Origin of the sequence: Constrictibacter sp. MBR-5, from assembly GCF_040549485.1 — a bacterium.
Classification (GTDB): Bacteria; Pseudomonadota; Alphaproteobacteria; order JAJUGE01; family JAJUGE01; genus Constrictibacter.
This window is the reverse complement of the sequence record NZ_JBEPTK010000017.1, coordinates 58556-84488: the sequence shown is the minus strand read 5'-3', so window position 1 is coordinate 84488 and position 25933 is coordinate 58556. Positions and strand designations below refer to the sequence as shown.

General features: G+C 69.3%; 28 protein-coding genes and 2 pseudogenes. 18 read left to right on the top strand and 12 right to left on the bottom strand.

Annotation, left to right across the window (positions count from 1 at the left end; all coding sequences use genetic code 11):
- The 12 genes and pseudogenes from ABIE65_RS23890 to ABIE65_RS23830 all read left to right on the top strand — a co-directional run.
- Window positions 1-173, top strand: a pseudogene (locus tag ABIE65_RS23890) (IS630 family transposase); the annotation flags it as partial.
- A 157-nt stretch (window positions 174-330) separates the two neighbouring features.
- The gene (locus ABIE65_RS23885) at window positions 331-1926 is read left to right on the top strand and encodes a sensor histidine kinase (RefSeq protein ID WP_354081297.1); all 1596 of its coding nucleotides are present in this window, start codon (window positions 331-333) and stop codon (window positions 1924-1926) included.
- The gene (locus ABIE65_RS23880; RefSeq protein ID WP_354081296.1) at window positions 1926-2561 is read left to right on the top strand and encodes a response regulator transcription factor; all 636 of its coding nucleotides are present in this window, start codon (window positions 1926-1928) and stop codon (window positions 2559-2561) included. Before ABIE65_RS23885 ends, ABIE65_RS23880 begins: the two co-directional genes overlap by 1 nt.
- Window positions 2562-2629: 68 nt before the next feature.
- A complete protein-coding gene (locus tag ABIE65_RS27895) occupies window positions 2630-3943 on the top strand; it encodes an alpha/beta fold hydrolase (protein WP_502918564.1) in 1314 nt (437 codons plus the stop codon).
- 35 nt (window positions 3944-3978) lie between these two features.
- Window positions 3979-4665 (top strand): hydrolase, encoded by a 687-nt coding sequence (locus ABIE65_RS23865; RefSeq protein ID WP_354081295.1) that lies wholly within the window; start codon window positions 3979-3981, stop codon window positions 4663-4665.
- A 65-nt stretch (window positions 4666-4730) separates the two neighbouring features.
- On the top strand, window positions 4731-6698 hold the full coding sequence (locus ABIE65_RS23860; RefSeq protein WP_354081294.1) for an amidohydrolase: 1968 nt from the start codon (window positions 4731-4733) through the stop codon (window positions 6696-6698).
- A gap of 11 nt (window positions 6699-6709) precedes the next feature.
- On the top strand, window positions 6710-8338 hold the full coding sequence (locus ABIE65_RS23855) for an MFS transporter (protein ID WP_354081293.1): 1629 nt from the start codon (window positions 6710-6712) through the stop codon (window positions 8336-8338).
- Window positions 8339-8358: 20 nt separating this feature from the next.
- Window positions 8359-8583: a DUF1427 family protein gene (locus ABIE65_RS23850; protein WP_354081292.1), complete on the top strand. Its 225-nt coding sequence runs from the start codon at window positions 8359-8361 to the stop codon at window positions 8581-8583.
- Window positions 8580-8777: a DUF1427 family protein gene (locus tag ABIE65_RS23845; protein ID WP_354081291.1), complete on the top strand. Its 198-nt coding sequence runs from the start codon at window positions 8580-8582 to the stop codon at window positions 8775-8777. The genes ABIE65_RS23850 and ABIE65_RS23845 overlap by 4 nt, the downstream gene beginning before the upstream one ends.
- A complete protein-coding gene (locus ABIE65_RS23840; RefSeq protein ID WP_354081290.1) occupies window positions 8774-9172 on the top strand; it encodes a DoxX family protein in 399 nt (132 codons plus the stop codon). The genes ABIE65_RS23845 and ABIE65_RS23840 overlap by 4 nt, the downstream gene beginning before the upstream one ends.
- 3 nt (window positions 9173-9175) lie before the next feature.
- Entirely contained in the window at window positions 9176-10597 is a 1422-nt protein-coding gene (locus tag ABIE65_RS23835; RefSeq protein ID WP_354081289.1) for an alginate export family protein, read from the top strand.
- Window positions 10598-10612: 15 nt separating this feature from the next.
- Window positions 10613-10861 (top strand): hypothetical protein, encoded by a 249-nt coding sequence (locus ABIE65_RS23830; protein WP_354081287.1) that lies wholly within the window; start codon window positions 10613-10615, stop codon window positions 10859-10861.
- 93 nt (window positions 10862-10954) lie between these two features.
- Here the strand turns inward: ABIE65_RS23830 and ABIE65_RS23825 are convergent, their stop codons facing one another.
- From ABIE65_RS23825 to ABIE65_RS23810, 4 genes are all read right to left on the bottom strand, one after another.
- Window positions 10955-11644, bottom strand: coding sequence for a recombinase family protein (locus tag ABIE65_RS23825; protein ID WP_354081285.1), 690 nt, complete (start codon window positions 11642-11644; stop codon window positions 10955-10957).
- A gap of 119 nt (window positions 11645-11763) precedes the next feature.
- Window positions 11764-12150, bottom strand: a complete 387-nt coding sequence (locus ABIE65_RS23820; RefSeq protein WP_354081283.1) for a hypothetical protein — start codon at window positions 12148-12150, stop codon at window positions 11764-11766.
- Between the two features lie 3 nt (window positions 12151-12153).
- Window positions 12154-12561: a hypothetical protein gene (locus ABIE65_RS23815; RefSeq protein WP_354081282.1), complete on the bottom strand. Its 408-nt coding sequence runs from the start codon at window positions 12559-12561 to the stop codon at window positions 12154-12156.
- Window positions 12561-13058, bottom strand: coding sequence for a DNA-methyltransferase (locus tag ABIE65_RS23810; RefSeq protein WP_354081280.1), 498 nt, complete (start codon window positions 13056-13058; stop codon window positions 12561-12563). The genes ABIE65_RS23815 and ABIE65_RS23810 overlap by 1 nt, the downstream gene beginning before the upstream one ends.
- A gap of 21 nt (window positions 13059-13079) precedes the next feature.
- Here ABIE65_RS23810 and ABIE65_RS23805 point away from each other — a divergent pair, with 21 nt between their 5' ends.
- The 4 genes from ABIE65_RS23805 to ABIE65_RS23790 all read left to right on the top strand — a co-directional run bounded on the left by ABIE65_RS23805 (window position 13080) and on the right by ABIE65_RS23790 (window position 15659).
- Window positions 13080-13322, top strand: coding sequence for a hypothetical protein (locus ABIE65_RS23805; protein ID WP_354081278.1), 243 nt, complete (start codon window positions 13080-13082; stop codon window positions 13320-13322).
- Between the two features lie 101 nt (window positions 13323-13423).
- Complete coding sequence (locus tag ABIE65_RS23800) at window positions 13424-13870, top strand: DUF3489 domain-containing protein (protein WP_354081276.1); 447 nt, start codon at window positions 13424-13426, stop codon at window positions 13868-13870.
- A 637-nt stretch (window positions 13871-14507) separates the two neighbouring features.
- Window positions 14508-14960, top strand: coding sequence for a hypothetical protein (locus ABIE65_RS23795; RefSeq protein WP_354081274.1), 453 nt, complete (start codon window positions 14508-14510; stop codon window positions 14958-14960).
- A gap of 3 nt (window positions 14961-14963) precedes the next feature.
- On the top strand, window positions 14964-15659 hold the full coding sequence (locus ABIE65_RS23790) for a hypothetical protein (RefSeq protein ID WP_354081272.1): 696 nt from the start codon (window positions 14964-14966) through the stop codon (window positions 15657-15659).
- 142 nt (window positions 15660-15801) lie between these two features.
- On the opposite strand, the gene ABIE65_RS23785 is transcribed toward ABIE65_RS23790, so the two are convergent.
- A complete protein-coding gene (locus ABIE65_RS23785) occupies window positions 15802-16059 on the bottom strand; it encodes a DUF6378 domain-containing protein (RefSeq protein ID WP_354081271.1) in 258 nt (85 codons plus the stop codon).
- A 133-nt stretch (window positions 16060-16192) separates the two neighbouring features.
- Between ABIE65_RS23785 and ABIE65_RS23780 the strand changes: the two are divergent.
- Window positions 16193-16813: pseudogene (locus ABIE65_RS23780) on the top strand (SDR family NAD(P)-dependent oxidoreductase); the annotation flags it as partial.
- 1 nt (window position 16814) lies between these two features.
- A complete protein-coding gene (locus tag ABIE65_RS23775) occupies window positions 16815-17120 on the top strand; it encodes an SDR family NAD(P)-dependent oxidoreductase (protein ID WP_354081299.1) in 306 nt (101 codons plus the stop codon).
- Here the strand turns inward: ABIE65_RS23775 and ABIE65_RS23770 are convergent.
- The 7 genes from ABIE65_RS23770 to ABIE65_RS23740 all read right to left on the bottom strand — a co-directional run bounded on the left by ABIE65_RS23770 (window position 17053) and on the right by ABIE65_RS23740 (window position 25928).
- Entirely contained in the window at window positions 17053-20298 is a 3246-nt protein-coding gene (locus ABIE65_RS23770) for an efflux RND transporter permease subunit (RefSeq protein ID WP_354081269.1), read from the bottom strand. The genes ABIE65_RS23775 and ABIE65_RS23770 overlap by 68 nt on opposite strands.
- 3 nt (window positions 20299-20301) lie before the next feature.
- On the bottom strand, window positions 20302-21660 hold the full coding sequence (locus tag ABIE65_RS23765; RefSeq protein ID WP_354081268.1) for an efflux RND transporter periplasmic adaptor subunit: 1359 nt from the start codon (window positions 21658-21660) through the stop codon (window positions 20302-20304).
- Window positions 21657-23003: an efflux transporter outer membrane subunit gene (locus ABIE65_RS23760; protein WP_502918563.1), complete on the bottom strand. Its 1347-nt coding sequence runs from the start codon at window positions 23001-23003 to the stop codon at window positions 21657-21659. The genes ABIE65_RS23765 and ABIE65_RS23760 overlap by 4 nt, the downstream gene beginning before the upstream one ends.
- A 409-nt stretch (window positions 23004-23412) precedes the next feature.
- The gene (locus ABIE65_RS23755; RefSeq protein ID WP_354081264.1) at window positions 23413-24303 is read right to left on the bottom strand and encodes a c-type cytochrome; all 891 of its coding nucleotides are present in this window, start codon (window positions 24301-24303) and stop codon (window positions 23413-23415) included.
- Window positions 24300-24647 carry a c-type cytochrome gene (locus ABIE65_RS23750; RefSeq protein WP_354081262.1) on the bottom strand — a complete coding sequence of 116 codons (348 nt, stop codon included), beginning with the start codon at window positions 24645-24647 and terminating at the stop codon, window positions 24300-24302. Before ABIE65_RS23750 ends, ABIE65_RS23755 begins: the two co-directional genes overlap by 4 nt.
- Window positions 24644-25528, bottom strand: coding sequence for a cytochrome c oxidase assembly protein (locus tag ABIE65_RS23745; protein WP_354081260.1), 885 nt, complete (start codon window positions 25526-25528; stop codon window positions 24644-24646). Before ABIE65_RS23745 ends, ABIE65_RS23750 begins: the two co-directional genes overlap by 4 nt.
- A complete protein-coding gene (locus ABIE65_RS23740; RefSeq protein ID WP_354081259.1) occupies window positions 25521-25928 on the bottom strand; it encodes a hypothetical protein in 408 nt (135 codons plus the stop codon). The genes ABIE65_RS23745 and ABIE65_RS23740 overlap by 8 nt, the downstream gene beginning before the upstream one ends.
- Window positions 25929-25933 lie beyond the last annotated feature (5 nt).

The following is a 25933-nucleotide window of genomic DNA, read 5'->3' as shown; positions in this document are numbered from 1 at the left end:
CACCGGAACTCAACCCGGTCGAGAACGTCTGGCAGTATCTTCGGCAGAACTGGCTCTCCAACCGCGTCTTCCAAGACCACGACGCCATTCTCGACGCAGGCTGCGACGCTTGGAACAAGCTCGTCACCCAGCCCCAGACCATCATCTCGATCGGCATGAGAGACTGGGCTCACAGGTCACTAATTTCGGCCGTTGGTATAAGTTGCTCCTCGTCCATCGCCTGCCGACGATGCTCGGCATCCGAGCGACAGGGCGCGGCATCTCGCCGTCGATCGGGGACAAATCATGTGGAGCGCGCCTTTTGACAGGGTGGACCACGACCGGTTCCTGGTGGCCACGACACCGCCCGATCCGCAGCAGGCGCGGGCGGCGGGGGCGGTGGTTCTCTTTCTTCTCGTCACCCTGGCCGTGACCGCGCCCTTCGCGTCGATCCCCATAGCGAACAGCGAAGCATTCCTGCCGGCGTATGCCACCGCAGTCCTGATCAACGACCTGATCACGTCCATTCTGCTGTTTCTCATGTTCTCGATCCAGCGGTCTTGGGCGATGCTGCTTCTCGCGACCGGCTACCTGTTCGCTGCCCTGACCGCCGTTCCGTGGGCGCTGACCTTTCCGGGCGTGTTCCCGCCACTCGGTCCGCTGAACGAGGGCGTACAGGTCACCGCCTGGATCGCCGCGGTGCGGCGGGTCGCCTTCCCCGGCTTCGTCCTGTGTTACGTCCTGCTGAAGGACGCGCCGCTCATGTCGGCGCGGCGGCCTTCGGTTCGACGGATCGTCGCCTTGTCCGTGACGGGAGCCGTGGTGGCGACCATTGGCCTGACCTGGGCCTTCATTGCGGCCGACCAGATGATGCCGCGCTTCATGAATGATGCGCGCAACACCACGAGCCTTTGGATCTACGTGCCTTCGGTGGCGACGGCGCTCGGTCTCTTCACCCTCGCCCTGTTATGGCTGCGTCTCCGTTCGATACTCGACCTCTGGCTGTTGGTCGTGATTTTCACGTTCCTGGTCGAATTGCTCCTGCTCTCGTTCCTGAGTTCCGGTCGATTCAGCGTCGGCTGGTGGTCGGGCCGCTTCTTCGGACTGGTGTCGGCGACGGTCGTGCTGGTCGTGCTGCTCGCCGAGACGACGACCCTGCATGCGCAGCTCGCCCGCGCGCTCGCCACCGAGCGGCGCGAGCGCGAGGGGCGGCTGGCGACGATGGAGGCGTTGTCGGCCGCCATCGCGCACGAGGTGAACCAGCCCCTGGGCAGCATGGTCACCAATGCCGACGCCGCCCTGCGCTGGCTGCAGAAGCGCCCGCCCGATATCGAGGAGGCGCGCGCCGCGCTGGGGCGCATCATCGCCGACGGCCACCGCGCGGGCGAGGTCGTGCAGAGCATTCGCAGCCTCTTCCGCGAGGATCGGCGCGAGCACGGCCCGCTGGACGTGAACGTCGTGATCGGCGATGCCCTGGCGGCGGTCCGGGCGGATGCGAGGCTGGCTCGGGTCGACCTCCGGACGGCTCTCGACCCGAACCTTCCCGCGGCCGTCGGCGACGCGGTCCAGATTCGCCACGTCGTCGCGAACCTCCTCTGCAACGCCCTCCAGGCCGTGGACGCTGCGCCCGACGCGGAGCGCGCGGTGCTGGTGCGTTCCGAAGCCGACGGCATGGGCAGCGTCCTGGTCTCGGTGGAGGATGGCGGAACGGGGCTGGACCAAGCCTTGCGCGAACGGATATTCGAGCCTTTCTTCACGACGAAGGCGCACGGCATGGGGTTGGGCCTGATGTTCTGCCGTTCCGTGGTGGAGGCGCATGGTGGGCGCCTCTGGGTGACCGAGAACGTGCCGCGTGGCGCCGTTTTCCGCTTCACCCTGCCTGCCGCGCTCCCGACCGCTACGGTCCCGACCGCTACGCTCCCGACTGCTGGTGCGGAGCGGGCGTGATGGACGGCGCGACGCCCGCGGCGGTCTCCACCGTCTTCATCGTCGACGACGACGCCTCGGTGCGGGACTCCCTGCTCGGCCTGATGCGCTCGGTCGACCTCGCCGCCCGCGCCTTCGCCTCGGTCCAGGCCTTCGTCGATGCCGGCCTCTGCGGCGAACCCGGCTGCCTGATCCTCGACGTGCGGCTGCCCGGCCGCAGCGGACTGGAGTTCCAGCGCGAACTGGCGCGCGACGGCCACGAGCGGCCGATCGTCTTCATCACCGGTCACGGCGACATCCCGATGTCCGTGGCCGCGATGAAGGCGGGCGCCGTCGAGTTCCTCGCCAAGCCGTTCCGCGACCAGGATCTTCTAGACGCCGTCCACCGCGCGCTCGCCATCGACGCGTCACGGCGTGCCGCGGCGACGGCGCGTGCCGTCCTGGCCGAACGCGTCGCCGGTCTTTCGCCGCGGGAGCGCGAGGTCATGATGATGGTCGCCGCCGGGCGGCTGAACAAGCAGATCGCCGCCGCCCTCGGCCTCAGCGAGATCACCGTGAAGGCGCACCGCGCCCAGGTGATGCGCAAGATGCAGGCGGAGACCCTGCCGGACCTCGTGCGGATCGTGGACCGGCTGGCGGAGGATCGCCGGTCCTGATCCGGCCAGTCCTGATCCGGCCCGTCCGCGCCCCGTCCATGGATTGGTTCTCCGATACCATCGTCTGATTGCGGCGATACCGCCGCGACGGCGATCCTCCGTGCTGCCGGCGACGTGCCGGGATATGGCGAGGGGAGGCGGACACGGCCGGCAGCGTCATTGCGATCGTCGACGACGACGGGTCGGCGCTCGCGGCGATCGCCGGGCTGGTGCGGGCCCTGGGCTTCGCGGTGGCACCCTATTCCGATCCGGAAGCCTTCCTGCAGTCCGGCACCGCGGCCGAGGTACTCTGCCTGATCGTGGACATGCAGATGCCGCGGATGACCGGGTTGGAACTGCACCGCCGGCTGGCGGCGGACGGAATCCCGCTGCCCACGATCCTGATGACCGCCTACCCCGACGAGATGACACGGCGGCGGGCGCAGGATGCCGGCGTGGACTGCTTTTTGACCAAGCCGCTGCGGCCGGATGCGCTGGCCGCCGGCATAGAGGCGGCCCTTGCCCGGCGCGCGCGCGGCATGCGCGGCACCGGCCCGAAGCCAAGACGAGGAGAGAGGCACATGGCGACCATCATCACGCAGGACGGAACCGAGATCTATTACAAGGACTGGGGCACCGGCCAGCCGGTCGTCTTCAGCCACGGCTGGCCGCTGACAGCCGACGCCTGGGACAGCCAGATGCTGTTCCTGGGGTCGAAGGGCTACCGCGTGATCGCCCACGACCGTCGCGGTCATGGCCGGTCGAGCCAGCCCTGGAACGGCAACGACATGGACACCTACGCCGACGACCTGGCGGCGCTGACGGCGGCGCTCGACCTGAAGGACGCCGTCCATGTCGGCCATTCCACCGGTGGCGGCGAGGTCGCGCGCTACATCGGCCGGCACGGCACCGGCCGCGTCGCCAAGGCCGTGCTGATCGGCGCCGTGCCGCCGATCATGCTGAAGACCGACGCCTATCCCGGCGGCCTGCCCATGGACGTGTTCGACGGCATCCGCGCCGCGGTGCTCGCCGACCGCTCGCAGTTCTTCAAGGACCTGACGACGCCCTTCTACGGCGCGAACCGGCCCGACGCGAAGATCTCGCAGGGCATGCGCGATTCCTTCTGGCTGCAGGGCATGCAGGCCGGCTTCAAGAACGTCTACGACTGTATCGAGGCCTTCTCGGCGACCGACTTCACCGAAGATCTGAAGAAGTTCGACGTGCCGACGCTCATCGTGCACGGCGACGACGATCAGATCGTGCCGATCGCGGCCTCCGCCCACGAGACCGTCAAGCTGGTGAAGGACGCCACGCTGAAGGTCTATCCGGGCGCCTCCCATGCCCTCGCCGAAACCCACCGCGACCAGCTCAACGCGGACCTGTTGGCCTTCATCCAGGCCTGATCCCCGTCCTTTCGGACACGACCCGGAGACAAGCGATGACCGATCCCAAGCTCGAACAGCTCACCCCGCAGAACTGCCAGGTGATCTTCATCGACCACCAGCCGCAGATGGCGTTCGGCGTGCAGTCGATCGACCGGCAGGTGCTGAAGAACAACACCGTGGCACTGGCGAAGTCGGCCAAGATCTTCGACATCCCGGTGACCATCACGACCGTCGAGAGCGAGAGCTTCTCCGGCTACACCTACCCGGAACTGCTCGACGTGTTCCCGGGCAAGAAGCTGCTCGAGCGCACCTCGATGAACTCCTGGGACGACCAGAAGGTGCGCGACTCCCTCGCCGCCAACGGCCGCAGGAAGATCGTCTGCGCCGGCCTGTGGACCGAGGTCTGCAACAACACCTTCGCCTTCGGCGCGATGCTGGAGGGCGGCTACGAGATCTACATGGTCGCCGACGCGTCGGGCGGCACGTCGAAGGAAGCGCACGACTATGCGATGCAGCGCATGATCCAGGCCGGCGTGGTGCCGGTCACCTGGCAGCAGGTGCTCCTGGAGTGGCAGCGCGACTGGGCCCGTCGCGAGACCTACGACGCGGTGATGGCAGTGGTCCGCGAGCATTCCGGCGCCTACGGCATGGGCGTCGATTACGCCTACACCATGGTCCACAAGGCGCCGCAGCGCACCGCCCAGCAGCACGAGGCGTTGGCGCCGGTTCACGCCGGCTGACCGCGCGGGCCGGAGCCGCCCCGTCTTACGGGCGCGGCTCCGGCCCGCCGCCTGGAGGACCCGCCATGCAGCCGAGCCGCCGCACCCTCCTCAAATCCGTCGCCGCCGCCGCACTGGTCGGTGCCGGCGCCGGAACTGTCTTCCGGCGCGCCGAAGGAGCCGCGATGACCGAAGCCGACCTGATCCTGACCAATGGCCGCATCACCACGCTCGACCGCGCCAATCCCGAAGTGGAGGCGCTGGCGATCGCCGGGGGCCGCATCCTCGCCGTCGGCCCGGCCGCGGAGATCATGCCGCTGGCCGGTCCGGCCACGCGGGTCGTCGACCTGAAGGGCCGCCGCGCCGTGCCGGGTCTCAACGACAGCCACACCCACCTGATCCGCGGCGGGCTCTACTACAATATGGAGCTGCGCTGGGAGGGCGTGCCGTCCCTGGCCGACGCGCTGCGGATGCTGAAGACCCAGGCGGAACGGACGCCGGCACCGCAATGGGTGCGGGTCGTGGGCGGCTGGTCGGAATTCCAGTTCGCCGAGCGGCGCATGCCGACCCTGGACGAGATCAACGCGGCCGCACCCGACACCCCCGTCTTCATTCTCCACCTTTACGGCCGGGCGCTGCTGAACAAGGCCGCGCTCGACGTGCTGGGCTTCGGCAAGGATACGCCCAACCCGCCGGGCGGCCTGATCGAGCGCGACGCGCACGGCATGCCGACCGGTCTGCTGATCGCCAGGCCGTCGGCGCTGATCCTCTACTCGACCCTGGCGCGGGGACCGACGCTGCCGGTCGAGCAGCAGGCGAACTCGACCCGCCATTTCATGCGCGAACTGAACCGCCTGGGCATCACGTCGGTGATCGACGCGGGCGGCGGCGGGCAGAACTATCCCGACGACTATCGCGTCATCCAGCAGCTCGACGATGCCGGCGAGATGACGGTGCGGGTCGCCTACAACCTGTTCGCCCAGAAGGCCGGCAGCGAGCTCGCCGACTACGAGCGCTGGATCGCCATGACCGAGCCGGGGGCCGGCGGCGGGTACCTGCGCATGAACGGGGCCGGCGAGAACCTCACCTGGTCGGCGGCCGACTTCGAGAACTTCCTGGAACCGCGGCCGGAGCTGGCGCCGGTGATGGAATCGGAACTCGAGCCGATCGTCGAACTGCTGGTGGGAAACAGGTGGCCGTTCCGCATCCACGCGACCTACGACGAGAGCATCGACCGCTTCCTGTCGGTGTTCGAGCGGGTGAACGGACGCCAGCCGTTCCAGACCCGCTTCATCATCGACCATGCCGAGACGATCTCGGACCGCAACATCGACCGTGTCGCCGCGCTCGGCGGCGGCGTCGCCGTCCAGCACCGGATGGCCTTCCAGGGCGAGTATTTCGTCGACCGGTACGGCGCGGCGGCGGCCGAGGCGACGCCGCCGGTGGCGAAGATGCTGGCCGCCGGCCTGCCGGTCGGCGCCGGCACCGACGCGACGCGCGTCGCCTCCTACAACCCGTGGGTCTCGCTCTACTGGCTGAGCAGCGGCAGGACGCTGGGCGGCATGCGCCTCTACCCGGAGCGCAACCGCGTCGACCGGACCGAGGCGCTGCGTCTCTGGACCGCGGGCTCGGCTTGGTTTTCGGGCGAGCAGGACGTGAAGGGGACGCTGCAGGCCGGCCGCTACGCTGACGTCGCCGTCCTGTCCGACGACTACTTCGCCGTGCCCGAGGAGGCGATCAAGGACATCGTCTCCGTGCTGACCATCGTCGGCGGCCGGCCGGTCCACGGGGCAGGCGACTTCCGGGATCTGGCGCCGCCGCTGCCGCCGCCCAGCCCGGACTGGTCGCCTGTCGGCCTGTTCGGCGGCCACTGGACACGGGGTGCGGGCGACAGCGGACCGTCTCGCCATGCGCGCGCCTGCCATGACGGCTGCGGATCCGGCTGCGGGCTGCACGGCCACGCCCACCAGATCGCCTGGACCACGCCGCTGCCCGTCGACGACAAGGGCGCCTTCTGGGGCGCGCTCGGCTGCTCCTGCTTCATGGCCGGCTAGCGGCGGCGCACATGGACGAGAGCGCGAAGCCCGCGGCGGCAGACGGTGCGGCGACCGGCGCGACCACCGGCGCCCTGGCACCCTTCCGCTACCCCGCCTTTGCCGTCCTGTGGACGGCGACGGTGATCTCCAACATCGGCACCTGGATGCACGACGTCGCCGCCGGCTGGCTGATGACGTCGCTCAGCCCGTCGCCGTTCATGGTGGCGCTGGTCCAGACCGCGACGACCCTGCCGGTCTTCCTCTTCTCGCTGCCGGCAGGGGCGCTCGCCGACATCGTCGACCGGCGGCGGCTGCTGATCGCCGTGCAGGCGGTGATGATCGTCGCCGCCGGCACGCTCGGCCTCCTGGTGCTTGCGGGCTGGATCACGCCGCTGACGCTGCTCTGCTTCACCTTCGTCATGGGCACCTGCGCCGCCTTCGTAGCGCCGGCATGGCAGGCGATCGTGCCGAAGCTGGTCGAGCGTCGCGACCTGCGCCCGGCGGTCGCCCTCAACTCCGTCGGCATCAACGTCTCGCGCGCCATCGGTCCGGCGCTCGCCGGCGTCGTCATCGCGGTGGTTGGCATCTGGGCGCCGTTCTTCCTGAACACGCTCTCCTTCGTCGTGGTCGTCGCGGCGCTGATCTGGTGGCATCTGCCCGCCGCGGCCGCGCGTACGCTGCCGCCGGAACGGTTCGTCGGCGCCCTGCGCGCCGGGCTGCGCTATGTGCGCGCCAGCGGACCGATGCGGGCGACGCTGGTCCGCGCCGTCGCCTTCTTCCTGTTCGCCAGCGCCTACTGGGCGATGCTGCCGCTGATCGCCCGCGACCTGCTCGGCGGCGGCCCGATGCTCTACGGCGTGCTGCTCGGCTGCGTCGGCGCCGGTGCGGTGTCGGGGGCGGTGCTGCTGCCGCGCCTGAACGCCATCCTGGGTCCCGACCGCCTGGTGGCGACCGGTACGCTGGGCACGGCGGCGACGCTCCTCGTCTTCGCCCTGGTGCGCGATCCTTATGCCGCCGGGGCCGTCAGCCTCGTCGCCGGCGCCTCCTGGATCGCCGTCCTCTCCAGCCTGAACGTCTCGGCGCAGACCGCGCTGCCGGACTGGGTCAGGGCGCGGGGCCTGTCGGTCTTCGTCACCGTCTTCTTCGGCGCGATGAGCGCCGGCAGCCTCGTCTGGGGACAGGCGGCGGCGCATCTCGGCATCCCGGCCGCCCTGCTGATCGCGGCGGCCGGTGCGGTCGCCGCCATCCCGCTGACCTTCCGCTGGAAGCTCGGGCAGGGCGAGACGCTCGACCATGCGCCGTCGGCGCATTGGCCGGCACCCGTGGTCGACGAGAGCGTCACGCACGATCGCGGGCCGGTGCTGGTCACCGTGGAATACCGGATCGAGCCCGCCGGTGCGGCCGCCTTCGTCGCCGCGATGGACGCGCTCGAGGGCGAACGGCGGCGCGACGGTGCCCATGCCTGGGGCCTGTTCGAGGACACGACCGAGCCCGGCCGCTACCTCGAATATTTCCTCGTCGGCTCCTGGCTGGAGCACCAGCGCCAGCACGAGCGCGTCACGCGCAGCGACGCCGACCTGCAGGCGGTGGCGCACGCCTTCCACATCGCCCCCGACCGGCCGGTCGTCCGCCACTTCGTCGCCCCCGTCCGCGGCTGACGGCGAGAGGGAGTTCAGCCATGAAGATCGTCATCGGACTGCTGCTCGGCGCCTGTATCGGGATCGTCTGCCGCCTTGCCGGCATCCCCCTGCCGGCGCCGCCGGCCCTGGTCGGCGCGCTGCTCGTGCTCGCGATGACCTGCGGCTACATCCTGGTCGACCGTGTTGCCGCGCATCGCGCCGCGCACTCCCGCCACCTCTGCGGCGGCCCGACCGGTGAGACGGCGAAAGGCGCCGGCCGATGACCGCCGCCCTCGTCGGGATCGTCCTGGGGCTCGCGATCGGCGGCGGCTGCCGCTGGTTCGACGTGCCCCTGCCGGCACCGCCCAAGCTGGTGGGCGCGCTGCTCGTGGTGGCGATGACCCTGGGCTTCCGCGGGACGGACCTCGCGCTCGACCGATGGACCGCGCCGACGCTCCGGGTGGAGGCCATGCGATGAACCGCGACGTCCTGCTGCTCCTGGCGCGCATCGGCCTGGGCACGGTGTTCCTCTACAGCGGGCTCGACAAGCTCGCGCACTGGAGCGGCGCCGTCGGCGAGGCCGCGGCGCTCGGCCTGCCGCTGCCCGCGGTGGCGATGGCGGCAACCATCCTGGTCCAGGTCGCGGGTGCAGCGAGCGTTCTTCTCGGACTGCGGATGCGGCTCGGTGCGGCGCTCCTGCTTCTGTTCACCGTCGCGGCGACCCTGCTCGCACACTGGCCCTTCGGGTTGGAAGGTGCCGCCTTCCAGCAGCAGCTGACCGTCAGCCTGGAGCATCTGGCGATCGTCGGCGGCTTCCTGGCGCTGATCGCTGCCGGCAGCGGCCGCTTCGGCCTCGACGGCCGGCGGGGGTGAGCGATGCCGGACGCGTCCCCCGGGCCGACCCCGCTGCGGCTGCTGGCCTCCGCCATGCTCCTGGCCTCGGTCGCGTCCGCCGCCCTCGCGGAGACCGCGCGGCCGGACTTCGCCCCGCTGCGCCAGGACGAGGACTGGTCGGCGCTCTGCGATCCCGCTGCGCGGACCCGCTGGTACGACGCGCTCAAATGCATTCCGCTGAGCGGCGACGGCGTGGCGTGGCTGTCGCTCGGCGGCGAGGTCCGCGAGCGCTACGAGTACACCCGCGACCCCGCCTGGGGTGACGACCTCCAGGACCGGGACGGCGTGTTCCTGCAGCGCTACGTGCTGCACGGCGACCTGCACCTGGGACCGCACCTGCGCCTGTTCGGCCAGATCTACAGCGCCCTGGAAGACGGCCGCGCCGGCCCGCCCGGTCCCGTCGACGAAAACCGGCTCGACGTCCAGCAGGCCTTCGTCGATCTCTCCGCACCGGCCGGCACCGGCGGCGACGTCACGCTGCGGCTCGGCCGGCAGGAACTGCGCTACGGCTCGGCGCGGCTGGTCGACGTGCGCGAGGGGCCGAACGTACGGCGCAAGTTCGACGGCGGCCGGGCGCGGCTGTCGTTCGACGACTGGCGGGTCGACGCCCTCGCCGTGCGTCCGGCGCGGATCGATCCGGGCCGGTTCGACGACGGCATCGACCACGACCAGGCCTTGTGGGGCGTCTACGCGGTGGACACGCAACCCGGATGGCTCCCGGCCGGAACGTCGCTCGACCTCTATTATCTCGGCTATGCGAACGACGCCGGCAGCTTCGCTCAGGGCACGGCGCGCGAGCGGCGCCATACCGTCGGCACCCGCCTGTGGGGCGCGCAGTCCGGCTGGGACTGGAACTGGGAGTTCATCTACCAGTTCGGCAGCTTCGGATCCGGCGACATCGCGGCATGGAGCGTCGCCTCCGACACCGGCCACACCTGGCGCGACCTGCCCTGGACGCCGCGCTTCGGGCTCTCGGCCAATGTCGCCAGCGGCGACGACGACCCGGACGACAGCGACCTCGGCACGTTCAATCCGCTCTTCCCGCGCGGCAACTACTTCTCCGAACTGGCGCTGCTCGGCCCGCGCAATTTCTTCAACCTGCATCCCGGCGTGACGGTGGAGCCGGCCGACGGTCTGTCGCTGACCCTGGACGTCGATTTCTACTGGCGCCTGCAGCGCGACGACGGGATCTACGGGCCGGGCGGCGGCCTGCTACGCGCCGGCACCGGCAGCGACGCGCGCCACGTCGGCACGGAACTGTCCTTCAACGCCACCTGGCAGATCGCCGCCGACCTCAGTGCCACCGCCATCTACGCCCACTTCATCCCGGGCGCCTTCATCCGGCAGACGGGCCGATCCGAGAGCGTCGACTTCGTCGAACTCACCCTGCGCGCGCAATTCTGACCGCGGCACCGACGGATGGTCGCGGCGGACGGCGCAGGTGGCGCGCCGCGACTTCACTTCTGGCATCTGCCGCCGGAGCACTGGCTCGACGTCTTCCGGCGGTGTTACGGTCCCACCCACCGGGCCCTCGCGTCGATCGGCGCGAACGCCCAGGCGACTCTGGAGGCCGAGATCTTCGACCTGCTGCGCAGCCAGAACCGCAGCGGCGACGAGGCGCTCGTTTTGCCGAGCACCTATCTCGAAGTGGTCATCGAACGGCCGTAGATGCGGTGCGGCGGGAGCCGTTGCAGGTGCCGACCATAGAAGACGGTTTGGAGGCCTCGCTCCTGTCGACAGCGACTCCCTGCTTGCTCCCGCCTAACAAAGCCGCTCGGCCGTCACCTTCCGCCTGAGGACGTTCCTGACGTTGGAGACCTGCCAGCGTCCGCCGCGGGCGCTGGGAATGCCGCGGGCGTCGAGGGCTGCGGCGATGCCGCGGAGACTGGCGATGCCGGTGGCCTCGATGGCGCGGATCACCGGCAGCACGTTGGCGGCGAAGCGGTCGGCCTCGCAGACCTGCACGTCGCGCCCCAGGGCGGCAGCGGCCGGCGCATTGGTCGGGTTGCCGAGCTTCGTGCCGCGGGCCCTGCGTGCGGTCAGGGCTGCCTTGGTGCGCTCGGCGATGAGCCGGCGCTCCTTCTCGGCGAGGGCGGCGTAGAGGTGCAGCATGAACGGGTCGGCATCGAGCCCGAGCTCGGCGACGAGGAACGGCACGCGCTGGGCCATCAGCCCGGCGATGAAGGCGACGTCGCGCGAGAGCCGGTCCAGCCTGGCGACGATGACCGGGCACCGCGCGTGGCGGGCCGCGTCCAGGGCCGCCCGGAGTTGCGGCCGCCGCAGGAGCGCATCCGTGCCCTTGCCGCTCTCCGCCTCGACGTGCTCGGCGACGATTGTGACGCCCTCGGCCTCGGCGAAGCGATGCACCGCCGCCCGCTGCGCCTCGATGCCGAGCCCCGAGAGGGCCTGGGCCCGTGTCGAGACGCGGTAGTAGGCGATCGCCCGGTCCATGCCCGGCCTCCGTTCAAACTGCAAACCACCGTTTGGTGTTTGCTCGGAAGCCGTTCCTTATCAACCGGATAGCGTCTGGCGGCGGCATCTGTAGCGTGCGGCCGACGCCGGGGAGGCGACTAGGCGGGGTCCTTCGGCTCGGTCGGCGCGGCCGGCGCGGCCGGCGCGGCCGGCTCGGCCCAGGCCAGGACGATCTCGGTGGCCGGCTCGTCGCGGTCGGGGTCCTGCCGGGGGACTTCCTTCCAGCGGGCGCGCACCTTCAGCCAGAAGATGGCGGCGGTCACCGACTGGCGATGGTCGCCCGCGGCCTTGCGGAACAGGCTCTCGGCGACCTTGGCGTTGGCGAGGATGTGGCCGGTGTCGAGCTCGTCGCGGTAGTACTTGCGCAGCGTCTTCGGGTCGATGCGCAGCACCAGGGCGATGTCCGCCTCCGGGACGCCGTAGCCCGCCATGGCCTCGACCTGGCGGCGCTCCACCGGTCCGGGCAGGTGCGATGGCCTTCCCACCGCTCAGCCCTTCGGCAACGCGAGCGGCCGGGCCGCCGGCGTGGCCGGCGCGGTCGGCGCGGCCAGCTCGGTCGGGTCGGCGAAGCGGACGATCCTGACGGTGACCGGCTCGTCCCGGTCGCCGTCCTGCGGCGGGACCTCCTTCCAGCGTGCCCGGGTCTTCAGCCAGAAGATCGCCGCCGTCACCGCCTGGCGGTGGTCGCCCGTCGCCTTCCTGAACAGGCTCTCCGCCACCTTGGCGTTGGTGAGGATGTGGCCGGTGGCGAGTTCGTGGTGATAGTGCTTGCGCAACGTGCTCGGAGCGATGCCGAGCACCCGTGCGATATCGGCCTCGGGGATGCCGTAGCCGGCCATCGCCTCGACCCGGCGCCGGTCCACCGGGTCGGCGACGTGCGGCGGACGGAACGCCATCAGTCGGCCTTGGCAGGCTCAGCCGACAGGGCGGCCTTCCGGTCGTCGAAGGTGACCTCTTCGCCCAGGATCCGGGCGGTGCCGCCGGTGAAGCGCTGCCAGCGCTCGACGATCACATCCACATAGGCCGGGTCGAGCTCCAGGCCGAAGCAGGCGCGCGCGCAGGTCTCCGCGGCGATGATGCTGGTACCCGATCCCAGGAAGGGGTCGTACACGGCCTGTCCGGGCGCGGTGTTGTTGAGCATCGGCCGGCGCATGCACTCCACCGGCTTCTGCGTGCCGTGCACGGTGGCCGCATCCTGGTCGCGCCCCGGGATGGACCAGAGCGTCGTCTGCCTGCGGTCGCCCGCCCAGGCGCCGCCGGCCTTGCGGCGCACCGCGTACCAGCAGGGCTCGTGCTGCCAGTGATAGTCGCCGCGCGAGAGCACCAGCCGCTCCTTCGCCCAGATGATCTGCGCGCGGATATCGAAGCCGCAGGCGACGAGGCTGTCGGCCACCGTGCCGGCGAGCAGCGCGCCGTGCCAGACATAGGCGACGGCACCGGGGAAGAGCGCCCAGGCGGCACGGGCGGCACTTCGCCGACGACGTGGCGAACGGGCTACGCCGGGCTGGAACTGGCGGCGGCGATCGACGCGGCGGTGATGCGCTGGATGGGCTGGCGCATCGGCCGGCAGACGGAGCGCGACACCGGGATCCCCCGCGGCTGGGGGCCCCACCTGACGGGCTTCGTCGGCCACCACGAGGCGGCGCTGGCCGACTGACGCGCCACACACTGCCGCACCGCCCCTGCGCCGTCCGCGGCCGGGGGCTCCGGATCGTAGCAGGGACGCGATCGTACGGGCCCTCGAACCCGGAGACGACAATGAGCAATCTCACCGACGCCCAGCGCCTCGTCCTCACCGCCGCCGCACAGCGGGCCGACCGGTCGCTCCAGCCGCTGCCGGCGAGCCTGACGGGCGGTGCGGCGATCAAGGTGGTTAACGCGCTCGTGACCCGCGGGCTGGCGGAGAAAGCCGAGGAGGGTGAGCGCATCAGCGAACAGGGGCTGGCGGCCATAGGCGCGGGGGTCGAGCAGCCTACGCCGGATCAGGCGAAGACCCGCGCGCCGCGCCCTGGTACCAAGCAGGCGCTGCTGATCGAGATGCTCCGCCGCAGCCAGGGGGCCACCATCGAGGAGGTGGTCGTGGCGACGGGCTGGCAGAGCCACACGGTGCGCGGCGCGATTGCCGGCGCGCTGAAGAAGAAGCTGCAGTTCGACGTCACGTCCGAAAAGGTCGAGGGGCGCGGGCGGATCTACCGGATCGCCTGATCGTCACACGCAGCTACTCTACTCGATGCCGCCGATCGCTTCAGGCGGCGTCTCTGATCTGATAGCGCTCCTTTCGGTCGAGCGTGGCCCCTCGAATGCGACCTACCGCGAAGATAGCATAGTCGGTCCCGAGTATGAGCCCGCCGCTTGCAACCGCGTAATTGATAGGTAATCAGACTGGAGGCGTCGTTCTGCCGCGAGCGGCGCCGTGCCAAGAACGGGATCCGAACTGAGAGAGGGCGAACCACTCGTGCAAGATAGGGTAGTCTATGTTCTGCAGGATGCAGGAAGGTCGGATCTCGTTAAGATCGGCAAGGATTCGAACTGGCCGTTGCGCTATCGCCAAGCGCGTAGCCAGACACCGCGCGACATCTCCTGTCTCGCGGTATGGCGGTTCTAGGATGCAGTTTCCCTGAATGCGGCCGAACGAGCGAGCCGGTCCGGCTTAATCAAGGCGACTACGGGCAATGGCAACAAGGAGTGGTTCCTCGCATCGGCGGCCGACGCCGTGAAGCACGTCTGCCGCGCTCTCGGCCGGGCGTGTGACGAAGAGGCGGGGACGCCGGGCCGGCGGTCCTGGGAGAATGTACCGTCCTGGGATGCTTGGCGGGATACAGCGGGATACAAGGCGACCAAGGTGCGGCGGCGCTTGTGGGTCGGCGGGGAGATCGGCGATAGCGGCGCGATCGGCGCGCTGAAGATCGTTCACAGTCCCTACTACGATGGCTTCTTCACCTTCAAACCGACCTACGCCTGCTCCCGTTTCCGCTGGCTCGGCTGGTGGCAGTTCCCCGGTGTGGAGGTCACGGATCGCGACAACCGCATGGTCTATGATCTCTGGGGCCGCCTTGTCTCGACCTACGGGCTGGGGAGCGACGACCTCGCAGTCGGTTGGCTACGCAATTCTGACGGGACGGCTCGGGTGGACTTGTCCACTCTGCAAAACAGGCTCAACCACGCGGGCATGGTTGCCGGCGATCCGCGGGCCCCGATCCCGCTCGACGCGCCCGAGCGGGATCCGTCCAATGGCGGCGTGAAGATCCCGTACGGTGCCGTCCCGCCGCAAGACCTTATCCATCGGCTGTCCTGACCGATGCCGGCCCTCAAGATTGGGGACCCGTTGTGGCGCCCCGGCGACATCGTCATTGATCGGCTGAACGTCGCCGTCGCCAATGAGATATCGACCGGTAAGGCAGGTGTCTTCAGCAGAGGGGAAAGGCATCGACTGAGCGAGATGCTCGCCATGGACGCGGCCATGGCGATGCTGCGCCCGGTCCGCCGTCTCATGACGGTGATCGACGCCAACGACTTACGCCGGAATATGCCGGGTTACGACATTCTGGTTGGCGACCGGCTGCGAATCCAGGTCAAGGGTGGCACGTACGTTGACTCGATCGGGTGGACGCATACGGCGGGCCTGCCGGAGGCGAAGGATCTGCAGCTCGATATCGAGGTCGTGGTCGACATTGGTGTGGTCCTGAACCCCCGACCATTCGGTCCTCGTCGGGACGGCCGAGACCAGATCCCTCTGCAGCCTCATGTCGACTTCTACATCATCCCTGGCGATGTGGTGCGGGCGCAGGTCGCGACGGGAGCGCGTGTCAATCGCGCTGGTGCGCACCTCTACCTCTACAAGCAACGCCTCAGACCTGGGACGAAGGAACATGAGCGTCAGTGGCTTGGATTGGCCGAGTGGCGGAACCGGTTCGATGTGATCGAGGTGGCGGTCCGATCCCTTTTGGATGGTGGACACCAAAGCCCGGGCGCCTGCGCCGGCATAGCTTTCTGACGACCAGTTGCTCATCACGGGCGCGGCGGATCGGCGGCGGGGTGCTCATGACGCGCATGATGGAGCAGCGGCTACGGCCGTGCGTTGGAAAGCGCAGCCTGAGTGGCACAAGCCTGTTCGGCGCGCCGAGCACCGCTAACGGTCACTCCGTCAGCTCATGCAGGATCGCAGCATACCCCGCCACGTCGACCGCGCTGCCGCGGTGCGTTGGGTTGTGTGCGAGGCGCGCCAGCTTCACGTCGATCATGCACAGGATCACCTGCTCCGGCGTGACCTCGACACCCAGCGTCGCCGACCAGTGCGCTGCCACTTGGGTGAGCAGCGGGCGCGCTGGACCATACTGCCGACGGCGCTCCGCGACGATGCTGGCAGCATCTTCGATAATGCTGGCGGCTGTCATGGGTTTCCTCCAAGGCGTCCGGCGCGCTCCACGTCGAGTGCGCCAGCATTGCGACCGTCCCAAACGTCACTTGCGCGCCTGAGGAGAGAATGAGGGAGAGAGTATCCATTCCATTCTAAGCTCGTGCGCGCGAGTGACGTTTGGGACGTTCCGCGGGTCAAAGATCGGTGACCCGCTGCCGGACGAGTTCGACGGATTGCCGCCGTCGTTCCCGTTCGGCAGCAGCGGCGCCAGCGAAGCAGCTGTGAATGGCCGGATTGATCGCCCAACGTTCTCCGTCGTGTCGGCCTTCCGCCGGCTCGGCCCAGCCGGCATCGCACAGTACTGCCATCGCCCGCCCGATCTCCTCGGCCTTGCCGCGGAGAGGGCGATAGGGCCTTCTGCACTACTGAAAGACGGGAGCGAGGGCGAGGCGTTCCGCCTTCTTCCCCCGCTCCCTACCGACCCCACCTTCTTACCCAGCAGCGCCTTCGAGCCCCGCAACGACCATCTCCGCGCACTCTTCGGCGACCTCGTCGAGATACTCCGTACTCGACTTCGCTACCCACCCGGCGCTCTCGACGGCGCGGAGACGACGACCGATGAATTCGACCGTGTGGTGAAGACCGACCTCTATGGGCCGTTCTTCTGCTGCCGCGCATTCGTTCGATGTCGGAAAGCGGCCGGAGGCGGGGGCAAGGTCGTCAATGTGACGTCCGTACACGAGGTCATACCCAGCGCCCGGAACGCCGCTTACGGCGCGGCGAAAGGCGGGGCTGCTAACCTTCACCCGGTCTCTCGCGCTCGAAGTCGCGCCCCTGCGCATCAACGTCAACGCCGTCGCGCCGGGCCTCATCCGCACGCCAATGACGGAGGTCCGGACGGAGGATCCCGACACAATGGCGCGGGAACTGCCCAACATCCCCTGGAAGCGTCCCGGCGAGCCGTGGGAGGTCGCGCGGCTCGCACTCTATCTCGCCTCGGATGACGCCGACTACGTCACCGGGCAGAGTTTCACCATCGACGGCGGCCTGGAGATGAACTGGGGGCAGGGGGCCCAGCCAGCTGCGGAGACGGCGTAGCGCGGGGCGGTGCCGAGCGATGCCGCCAGTCCTGCGCCTCCGGCTCATCCACCGGTTCCTCTTCACCGCGGGCCGACGCAGATCGTCCCGCGTCACGCGCCCTGTCCTGCGGCCCGCGTGCCGGTGCACCGTTGCGTTCCCGCGCGACCAGCGAGTACATCGCCGGCACGACGAACAAGGTGAAGACCGTGCCGACCGCCATTCCGGCGCCGAGCACGAGGCTGATCGTGAAGCGACTTTCCGCGCCCGGGCCCGACGCCAGCAGCAGCGGAACCATGCCGGCCAGCGTGGCGATGCTGGTCATGAGGATGGCCCGCAACCGCACGGCGGCCGCCTTCTCGATGGCGCGCCGCCGATCCAGACCTTCCTGTTCCTGCATATCGTTGCCGAACTCGACCAGCAGGATGCCGTGCCGGATGATCGAGCCCACGAGCGCCAGCAGTCCGACCTGCGCGTAGATGTTGTCGGTGACCACCCCGAGCGCCATGAACAGGAACGCGCCGGCCAGCGACATCGGTACGGTGACCAGCATGATCGCGGGGTCGCGGAAGCTCTCATACTGGGCCGCGAGCACGAGGTAGATCAGGACGACCGCGAGCGCGAAGGCCGTATAGAGGGCAGTGCTCTCCTGCACGAACTGACGGGACTGTCCGGCCCAGTCGAGGATGTAGTTGCCCGGCAGCGCCTCCTCGGCCGTGTCGCGCAGGAAGGCGAGCGCTTCGCCCAGCGGCACGTCCGGTGCCGGTACGCCGGAGAGGGTGGCGGCGTTGAGCTGGTTGAAGCGGATGAGCTGGCGGGGCGCCACCGTCGGTTCCAGGTCGATGATCGTCGAGGCCGGAACGAGCTGGCCCGATCGCGTGCGGATCCGATAGTTCGTCACCTGCTCGGGCGTCAGTCGGTGCAGCCGGTCGACCTGTGCGATCACCCGGTAGCTGCGCCCCTCGGTGCTGAAGAAATTGACGTAGCCGGCGCTGAGCATCGTCGCCAGGTCGGCGCCGAGCTGCTGCATGTCGATCCCCAGGTCGGCCGCCTTGGCGCGGTCGACGGCAATCTCGACCTGCAGCTGGTCGAACTTCAGGTCGGATTCGATGTAGGCGAACATGCCGGAGCGCCGGGCGCGTTCCAGTATGATCCGAACGGTCTCGTAGATCGCCCGCGGCTCGTCGATCGCACCGATCACCATCTGTACCGGCGTCCCCTGGCCCGCCCCGGGAAGCGCCGGCGGTGCGAAGGCGACGGTCTGGAGGCCGGCGATACCCGAGATCTTGCGCTGCAGTTCGGGCAGGACCTCCATCTGTGTGCGTTCGCGGTCCTCCCAGGTCTTCATCGACAGTCCGGCGAAGGCGCTGTTGGCCGAGCCGACCGACCCGCCGCCGCCGGCGCCGTTGATGACGAAGGCGTGCTCGGTTGCGTCGATGCTCTGCATGGCGTCGCCGATCTGGCCCGTCCAGCGCGCCATCTGATCGCTGGAGATGTTCGGGTCGCCCGTGGCGCTCGCGATGATGAAGCCCTGGTCCTCGGTCGGCGCCAGCTCGCTCTCCGCCGCCGCATAGAGAAAATAGCAGCTGACCAGCACGAGGGCTCCGATGCCGACGACGAGCCAGCGCAGATCGAGAGCGCGGTCGAGGACCCGGCCGTAGCCTTCCGACAGCCACCGGAAGCCCCTGTCGATCCATCGCGCCAGCCGGCCCTTCTGCCGGTCCTGGTGCAGCAGCTTCGAGCACATCATCGGCGACAGCGTCAGGGCGACGACGCCGGAGATCACCGTGGCACCCGCAACCGTGAACGCGAATTCGGTGAACAGGCTTCCGGTCAGTCCGCCCATGAATGCCACCGGTGCGAACACCGCGACCACGACGATGTTCATCGCGATGATCGAGCTTGCGAGCTCGCGGCCAGTCTTCAGGGCGGCATCCATCGGCGCATCGCCCGCCTCGACGTGTCGCGAGGCGTTCTCGACGATCACGATGGCGTCATCCACGACGGTCCCGATGGCGAGAACCAGTGCCAGAAGCGTCAGCAGGTTGATCGAGAACCCGAACATCAGCATCAGGAACACGCCGCCGACCAGCGACAGCGGCATCGTCACCGCAGGAACGAAGGCGGCGCGAAGCGACCCGAGAAAGAGATAGATCACCACCGTGACGATCAGCAGCGCTTCGGCCAGCGAGGTGAGAACCTCGCGGATGGAACTGCGGATGAATACGGTATTGTCGTGGACGATCAGCCCCTCGACCCCCTGCGGCAGGCGGTCGAATATCTCGGGCAGGACGTCTCGGACCGCGGCGATGACCGAGAGGGGATTGGCGGTCGGAACCACGTCGATCGACATGAAGACGGCGGGCCGGCCGTCGAAGAACACGGACGTGTCGTAGGATTCGGCGCCGAGCCTGACATCCGCGACGTCGCTGAGCCGGATCAGGCTCGGGCCGGATTCCCGCACCACGAGTTGCTCGAACTCCTGCGCGGAGGTGAGGCTCGTGTTCGCGTTGAGGTCGACGGAAAGCGTCGTGCCCTTCGTGTTGCCGACTGCCGCCAGGTAGTTGTTCGCCGCCAGCGCCGCGCGCACCTCGGCGGCCGTGACGTTCAGCGCCGCCATCCGCCTCGGATCGAGCCAGATCCGCATGGCGAGCACCTGCTCGCCGAGGATGTTCGCCTGCTGAACCCCGGCCACGCTCTCCAGCCGCGGCCGGACCGCACGCGACAGATAGTCGGTCAGCTGGTTGCGCTCCAGCGGTCCGCTGCGGAACGCGAGATACATCGAGGCGGAACTCTCGCTGGTCCGCACGGTCACCACCGGGTTCTCGCTCTCCGGCGGCAGCTGGTTCCTGACCTGATTGATCTTCGTGATGATCTGGGCGACGGCGGCGTTCGGGTCGAAGTTGAGCTCCAGATGCGCCTGGATGCTGCTCGTTCCCTGAATGCTCGTGGACTCCAGGTAGTCGATGCCGTCGGCGCTCGCGATCGCCTGTTCGAGAGGCATCGTGATGAAGCCGCGAACGAGCTCGGAATCCGCCCCGGGATAGGGTGTCGCGATCGTGATGATCGTCGAGCTCGTCTGAGGATACTGGCGGATCTCCAGGGACTGGATCGAGCGCAGGCCGAGCATCAGGATGACGAGACTGACGACCGTCGCGAGTACGGGCCGTCTGACGAAGAGATCGGTGAAGGCGCCCATGCGTCAGGGACCGGCCGGTTTGGCCGGGGCCATTTCGAGCACATCGTCATCGGAGACGACGATCGGCGCGCCATCGTCCAGTTTCAGCTGGCCCGCGGTGACGACCAGATCGCCCACCTCGACGCCGTTGGCGACGGCGACCTTGGTGTCCCGGCGCTCGCCCAGTTCGACGAAGACACGCTTGGCGATCCTCGGCGGCCCGTTCCGAGCCTGGTGTGTCGCGTCCTCCTCCGCCGGCGCGGAGACGTCGTCGTCTCCGCCGAAGAGGTCGGAAAGCCACGTCAAAACGCCGCCATCGCCGTCGCTCCCCGCTTGCCCCTGTGGACCCGAAGAGGACGAGGCGGTCTCGGCGGACGCCTCGGCGATCATATAGACGGCGTCGCCGTAGGGATTGTAGCTGATCGCGGTTGCGGGGAGGGTGACCACCTCGCGTCGGTCGGGCAGCACGATCGCGATCTCGGCGAACATGCCGGGCCGCAGCAGGCGATCACGGTTCGGCAGAATTCCCTGGATCGAGAAGTTCCGGGTCTCGGCATCGACGTCCGGGCTGGTCGCGTTGATCCGTCCTTCGAATACCCGGTCGGGGTAGGCGTCCACGCGTATTTCGAGGGGTATGCCGGCATCGGTCCGGCCGTAGTGCTGCTCCGGCAGCGTGAAGTTCACGTGGATGGGGGCGATCGACTGTAGCGTGACGACGGCCTGGCCCGGCGACAGATACTGTCCGAGATTCACGCGCCGTATCCCGAGTTCGCCGTCGAAGGGCGCCTCGATCCGCTTCTTCCCGATGGCCTCCTGCCGCTCGCGTGTCTGCGCGCGCAGGCTCTCGACGCTGGTCTCCGCCTGCTCCACTTCTCTTCGGGCGATGGCACCGCGGCCGACGAGCCGACGGTTGCGGGCGAGATCGGAGCGCGCCTGCTGAAGCTGCGCCTGCAGGCTGGCGAGTTGTGCCCGATCGGTCTCGGCGATCAGCTGCGCGAGGAGGTCGCCGCGGCTCACGCTCTGGCCCGACTCGAAGCTGATCTCGCTGACGATGCCGGCGACCTCCGTCGTGACGTCGACGCCGTTTACGGCCTGTAGGGACCCGACGGAGGTGAGCCGTGTCCGCCAAGTCTCGCTCTCGGCCCTGGCTGCGGCCACCGTGACCGGCGGCCGCGATTGCTGCTGCTCCCCACCCTGCTCCGACCAAATGGCGCGGTAGGCGAGATAGGCGCCTCCAGCTACGACAGCCAGCGCGACGATCAACCCGAGGATGCGTCGCGGAGGGTGCGTTACGCTGCGCTTCTCCGTGGTGCGGGCGTTCTCGTCCTGCGCGTCCCCGCCGTCCGCATGGGCGGATGCGGAGCGGGCATCGTCCCGCCTCATCGGACGGTCGACCAGGATGTTGGCGGCCCCGAACGCAACGCGGCGGTATGCAGCGCGGCCGCTTCCTGCGGCACCGCCCCGCCCAGGGCAGCGAAGAGCGCCGCAGTGTGCTGGTAGCGGCGCCCGAGGGCGTTGACGTAGGCGATCGACGCTTCCTGGTACTGCTGCCGTGCGATCAGGACGTCGACATAGTCGACGACGCCGGCCTCGAACCGGAACTCGGCGAGATCTAGGCTCTCCTGCGCCGCTTCGACCGCCTCGTGCTGTGCCCGCAGCGCGCGTGCATCGTGCTCGATCGCGCGCAACGCGTCCGCCACTTCCACGAACGCGTCGAGCACGGTCTGTCGGTACTCCGCCAGCGCCGCTTCGAAGGCCATCACGGCGGCATCTCGTAAGGCGCGGAGCTGGCCACCCTGGAAGATCGGCGCCGCCAGACCCGCACCGAGCGTCCAGATCGGGTCGAGCGAGGCCGGCAGGTTGGGTAGATCGACGCCGCCGACGCCGTAGGACGCGCTCAGCGTGATCTGCGGATACAGATCGGCCGTCGCGACCCCGATCTCGGCGCTCGCCGCATGCAGGGCGCTTTCCGCCGCCAGGATGTCAGGCCGCTGCCGCGCGAGCGTCGAGGGCAGGGTGACGGGCAACCGCCGCGGCAGTTCGAGGTCCTCGAACCGCACGGGCGGGGGAGCCCAGCCGCCAGGTGCGCGGCCCACGAGCAGTGCCAGGCGATGTTCGTTCTCGGCGAGCCGCTGTGCGAGGACGGGTAGCGGCGCCCGGACCGCCGCCAGATCGGCACGCGCCGTCACCAAGTCCGCGCGCGCGACATAACCCTCCGCCACCTGCACGTCGATGAAGCGGAGCCGCCGGTCCTGCGCCGCGATCAATTCCTGCCGCAGTGCGATCTCCGCACGCAGCGCCGCCCCGGCGAGCGTGGTGCTGACGACGTTGCCGATGAGCGAGAGATAGGCGGCCTGCACCTCGAAGCGCTGCTGCTGCGTCCGGGCGGCCTGGGCCTCGATCAGGCGGTCTTCCCGCCCGAACAGGTCGAGATTGTAGCTCACGACGCCGGAGGCGGTGTAGACGTTGTAGGCGCTGCCGCCGCTGCCACCGCGGGGAGAGCCGCCTTGCGCCGTTTCGGCTCCGGAAGCGCCGCCGCCCACCGCACTGCCGCCCGACGCACTGCCGGCGGATAGCGGCCTTTGCCGCGAAGCGTCGCCCTCGATGCCGATCGTCGGATAGCTGCAGTCCGGTGTCGGCTCGGAGCAAAGCCTCGGCTCGGCGCAGACGTGCCTGTGCTGCGGCCAGATCCAGGTTCTGTGAAACCGACTGTGCCACGAGACCATCCAGCGCGGCGGAGTCGAACAACCGCCACCACGCCGCCGGCGGCCCGTGTCCGTACAGCAGGACCTGTTCGCCGCCCCCTGCTGCCGGCAGCGACACCGTCTCGCGAACCGGATTCCCCGCGACGTAGCCGGCAGGGGCTTGCGGATCGGGGCGCTCGAAGTCTGGCCCGACGGCGCAGGCCGACAATGATGCGAGCGTCCCCAGCATGCGCGGCCACCTCACTGGGTCATGACCCCGACCTCCGTGGCCCAACGCGACTTCCGGCGACTGCCGCTGCCCGAAGAAGTCTTTAGACCCTGTTGTTCCGTCCTGGCGCGTCGGCTGTCGACGCACGCCGATGTCTAGAAAACGGAAACGTGCGACCGGTTCCCCGGCCATGAGCACATCCGCTCGAGAACCCCCGGATTGCTACGGCGTCCCCGATCGCCCGGGCGGCAGTCTTCCGGAGATCGTGTAGAGGTACGCGGTCATGTCGCGCGCGAGGGCTTCGGGGACTCCGAGGTCGGGCATGGCGCTCAGCGGGTCGACCGCCTGAGGGTCCATGATCCAGCGCACCATGTTTTCGGGCGTATTCCGCAGCACCCCTGCGATGTACCGACGGCGTCCCGCCTCGCCTAAGGATGGCCCGACATGCAGGTCGGGCTTCCCGACCAGTCCGGGTATCATGTGACACTGCAGACAGGCATGCACCTGCATGGCGATGCGACCGCGTTCGGGGTCGCCGATCGCCGTGTCCGTCGCCGTCTCGGCCGCCTCCGACTGCACCGACACCAGGGCATCCGTCCGGTCAGGGACCTCGGCCGCGAGCGCCGCGTAGTCCGCCGGCGACAGGCTCGGCAGCGCCTCGACCAGCGCGGTCAGGCTCCACATGTCGGCATCGCTCATGCGCATCTCCCAGGCCGGCATGCCGCTCATCTTCAGGCCGAAGCGGATGAACCAGTAGATCTCCCGGGGCGGCCGGTCGCGCGCCGCGGCGACCAGGTTCGACGGCACCGGCATCATGCCGAGAGCGAACTCCGCCGGCGCGACCCCGGGTGCGCCGTGACACTGGGCACAATGCTTGCGGTAGAGCGCGACACCCTCCGGGTCGGCGCTCGGCGCGAAGTCGGCGGGGACCTCCACATCGCGCGCGTCCAGCGCCACGACCGTGTCGCGGCCGACCGCGATCGCCCGGAACACCCAGAGCGGATGCTGGCGGATGGCGGTGAGATTGTAGAATTCGCCGAACACGAACGCCGCGATACCGGCGGTGACGACAGCGCTCAGTCCGAAGAGGGTCAACCGGACGGCGCGCCTCACGACCCGCTCCCTACGGCATAGAGATAGTCGGCCAGAAGGCGGGCCTCGTCCGGCGTGATCCCGACATCGGGCATGGCGGATCTGGGATCAACCGCCTGCGGGTCGGCGATGAACCGTGCCAGCGCCTCCCGCGTGTTGGGCAGCACCCCCGCCACATAGGCTTGGCGTGCCATCGCGGTCAGCGGCGGACCGGTGCGCCCGTTCGCGCCGGGCGTGTCTGGAATGACGTGACAGGTGCCGCAACCGTGCTGCGCCAGGAGAGTGCGGGCCGCCTCTCGGTCTTTCCCGCCGAACTCGCAGCCGAGAAGCACGCCCAGCGCAAGCAACACCAGAAGCGGCTTCACGGAGGGAACCTCTCGGCGCGCAGTTCCGCGTCGCGCAGCAATCCGGCGAAGACGGCGACGGCTGCGCCCAGAAGGATGGCGCAGCAGGGGACCCACATGATCAGCCCGCCGAGCTGCTGGTCCTGCAGCGGCGTGAGGCCCCACCCACCCGCTCCGGCGGCATAGGCGGGATACCAGAGGGTCCGCGCCGTCGTCAGCAGCGCCGCCAGCGCGCAGGAGTGAACCGCCGTCGCGAACACCGCGAAGAAAGCGCCGGCACGTCCCTCAGCCCGCGGTCGTTCCAGAACGGCGGTCCAGAGCAGCAGGGCCGCGCCGAGAAAGCTCGCGTGCTGCGCTGCATGCACGGCATCGCTGCGCAGTGCCCATTGGTGGAGCGCCGGCATGTGCCAGATCCAGAGCGCGACCAGATAGATCATCCAGGCACCCAGTGGATGTGTCGCCGCGCGCCAAGCCCGGCCCGCCGCACCGCCGGCGAGACGCCCGAGCGCAGCGCGGCGCGAAGCCGGCACCGCCCACAGGAACGCCAGTCCGGGCCGCCCCAGGACCATCAGTGGCGCCGCGACCAGCATCAGGCCGAAATGCTGGATCATGTGCGCCGAGAGCAGCCGCTCCGCCCAGGTATCGAGCGGCGAGAGCAGAAGCCCTCCGGCGAGCAGATACCCCAAAGCGAACAGGGTGACGCGGAGCCCGTGCAAGCCGCGCCCCGGCCCCGCCCGTCGCCACAGGCGGAGGAGCCCGAGCGTATAGGCCGATCCCGCTGCGGCCATGGCGAGCAGCACGAGCGGGTCTGCGGTCCAGCCGGCATCGTGCGCCGTATGCGCCGAGGCGGGCCCCGCCGACAGCAGCACGAGAAGCGGAACGATGAGGCGGAGATCAGACACCGGCACAGACCTCGATCGCGAACGATCCGACATACTCGACGGTGATCCCGCCCAGGGCTGCGGCGCAGAACATGAGACCGATGAGCGCCATCATCCGCATGCGCTGTCGGCTGCGTTCGGGCCGAATCCGTCGCGAGCGGCGCAGCGCGTGGAGCGAGGCCAGGGCGCCGAGGCTACAGATCCCCAGGCAGAAGACGGTCAGCGCGTGATAGGGCCAAATCCGGTCGATGCGGCAGAGCCATGTGACCATCGCATAGCCGATCCCTTGGTGCAGCGCCCACGCAGCCGGTGCCAGCACCCAGCCGACCCATGGCGTGAGTGCCTCCCTGCCTTCCTGGCGTGCCAGTATCAGGTCGTCTGCTCTCTCCTCACATGACCGCTCATGGGTGCGCTCGGACATTCCCG

Bases quoted from the DNA above. Each gene is read 5' to 3' on its own strand.
- ABIE65_RS23880 (WP_354081296.1), top strand. From the start codon at position 1,926: ATGGACGGCGCGACGCCCGCGGCGGTCTCCACCGTCTTCATCGTCGAC.
- ABIE65_RS23845 (WP_354081291.1), top strand. From the start codon at position 8,580: ATGACCGCCGCCCTCGTCGGGATCGTCCTGGGGCTCGCGATCGGCGGC.
- ABIE65_RS23740 (WP_354081259.1), bottom strand. From the start codon at position 25,928: ATGTCCGAGCGCACCCATGAGCGGTCATGTGAGGAGAGAGCAGACGAC.
- ABIE65_RS23850 (WP_354081292.1), top strand. From the start codon at position 8,359: ATGAAGATCGTCATCGGACTGCTGCTCGGCGCCTGTATCGGGATCGTC.
- ABIE65_RS23800 (WP_354081276.1), top strand. From the start codon at position 13,424: ATGAGCAATCTCACCGACGCCCAGCGCCTCGTCCTCACCGCCGCCGCA.
- ABIE65_RS23865 (WP_354081295.1), top strand. From the start codon at position 3,979: ATGACCGATCCCAAGCTCGAACAGCTCACCCCGCAGAACTGCCAGGTG.
- ABIE65_RS23760 (WP_502918563.1), bottom strand. From the start codon at position 23,003: ATGGTCTCGTGGCACAGTCGGTTTCACAGAACCTGGATCTGGCCGCAG.
- ABIE65_RS23765 (WP_354081268.1), bottom strand. From the start codon at position 21,660: ATGAGGCGGGACGATGCCCGCTCCGCATCCGCCCATGCGGACGGCGGG.
- ABIE65_RS23815 (WP_354081282.1), bottom strand. From the start codon at position 12,561: ATGGCGTTCCGTCCGCCGCACGTCGCCGACCCGGTGGACCGGCGCCGG.
- ABIE65_RS23830 (WP_354081287.1), top strand. From the start codon at position 10,613: ATGGTCGCGGCGGACGGCGCAGGTGGCGCGCCGCGACTTCACTTCTGG.
- ABIE65_RS23855 (WP_354081293.1), top strand. From the start codon at position 6,710: ATGGACGAGAGCGCGAAGCCCGCGGCGGCAGACGGTGCGGCGACCGGC.
- ABIE65_RS23835 (WP_354081289.1), top strand. From the start codon at position 9,176: ATGCCGGACGCGTCCCCCGGGCCGACCCCGCTGCGGCTGCTGGCCTCC.
- ABIE65_RS23770 (WP_354081269.1), bottom strand. From the start codon at position 20,298: ATGGGCGCCTTCACCGATCTCTTCGTCAGACGGCCCGTACTCGCGACG.
- ABIE65_RS23825 (WP_354081285.1), bottom strand. From the start codon at position 11,644: ATGGACCGGGCGATCGCCTACTACCGCGTCTCGACACGGGCCCAGGCC.
- ABIE65_RS23785 (WP_354081271.1), bottom strand. From the start codon at position 16,059: ATGACAGCCGCCAGCATTATCGAAGATGCTGCCAGCATCGTCGCGGAG.
- ABIE65_RS23790 (WP_354081272.1), top strand. From the start codon at position 14,964: ATGCCGGCCCTCAAGATTGGGGACCCGTTGTGGCGCCCCGGCGACATC.
- ABIE65_RS23860 (WP_354081294.1), top strand. From the start codon at position 4,731: ATGCAGCCGAGCCGCCGCACCCTCCTCAAATCCGTCGCCGCCGCCGCA.
- ABIE65_RS23840 (WP_354081290.1), top strand. From the start codon at position 8,774: ATGAACCGCGACGTCCTGCTGCTCCTGGCGCGCATCGGCCTGGGCACG.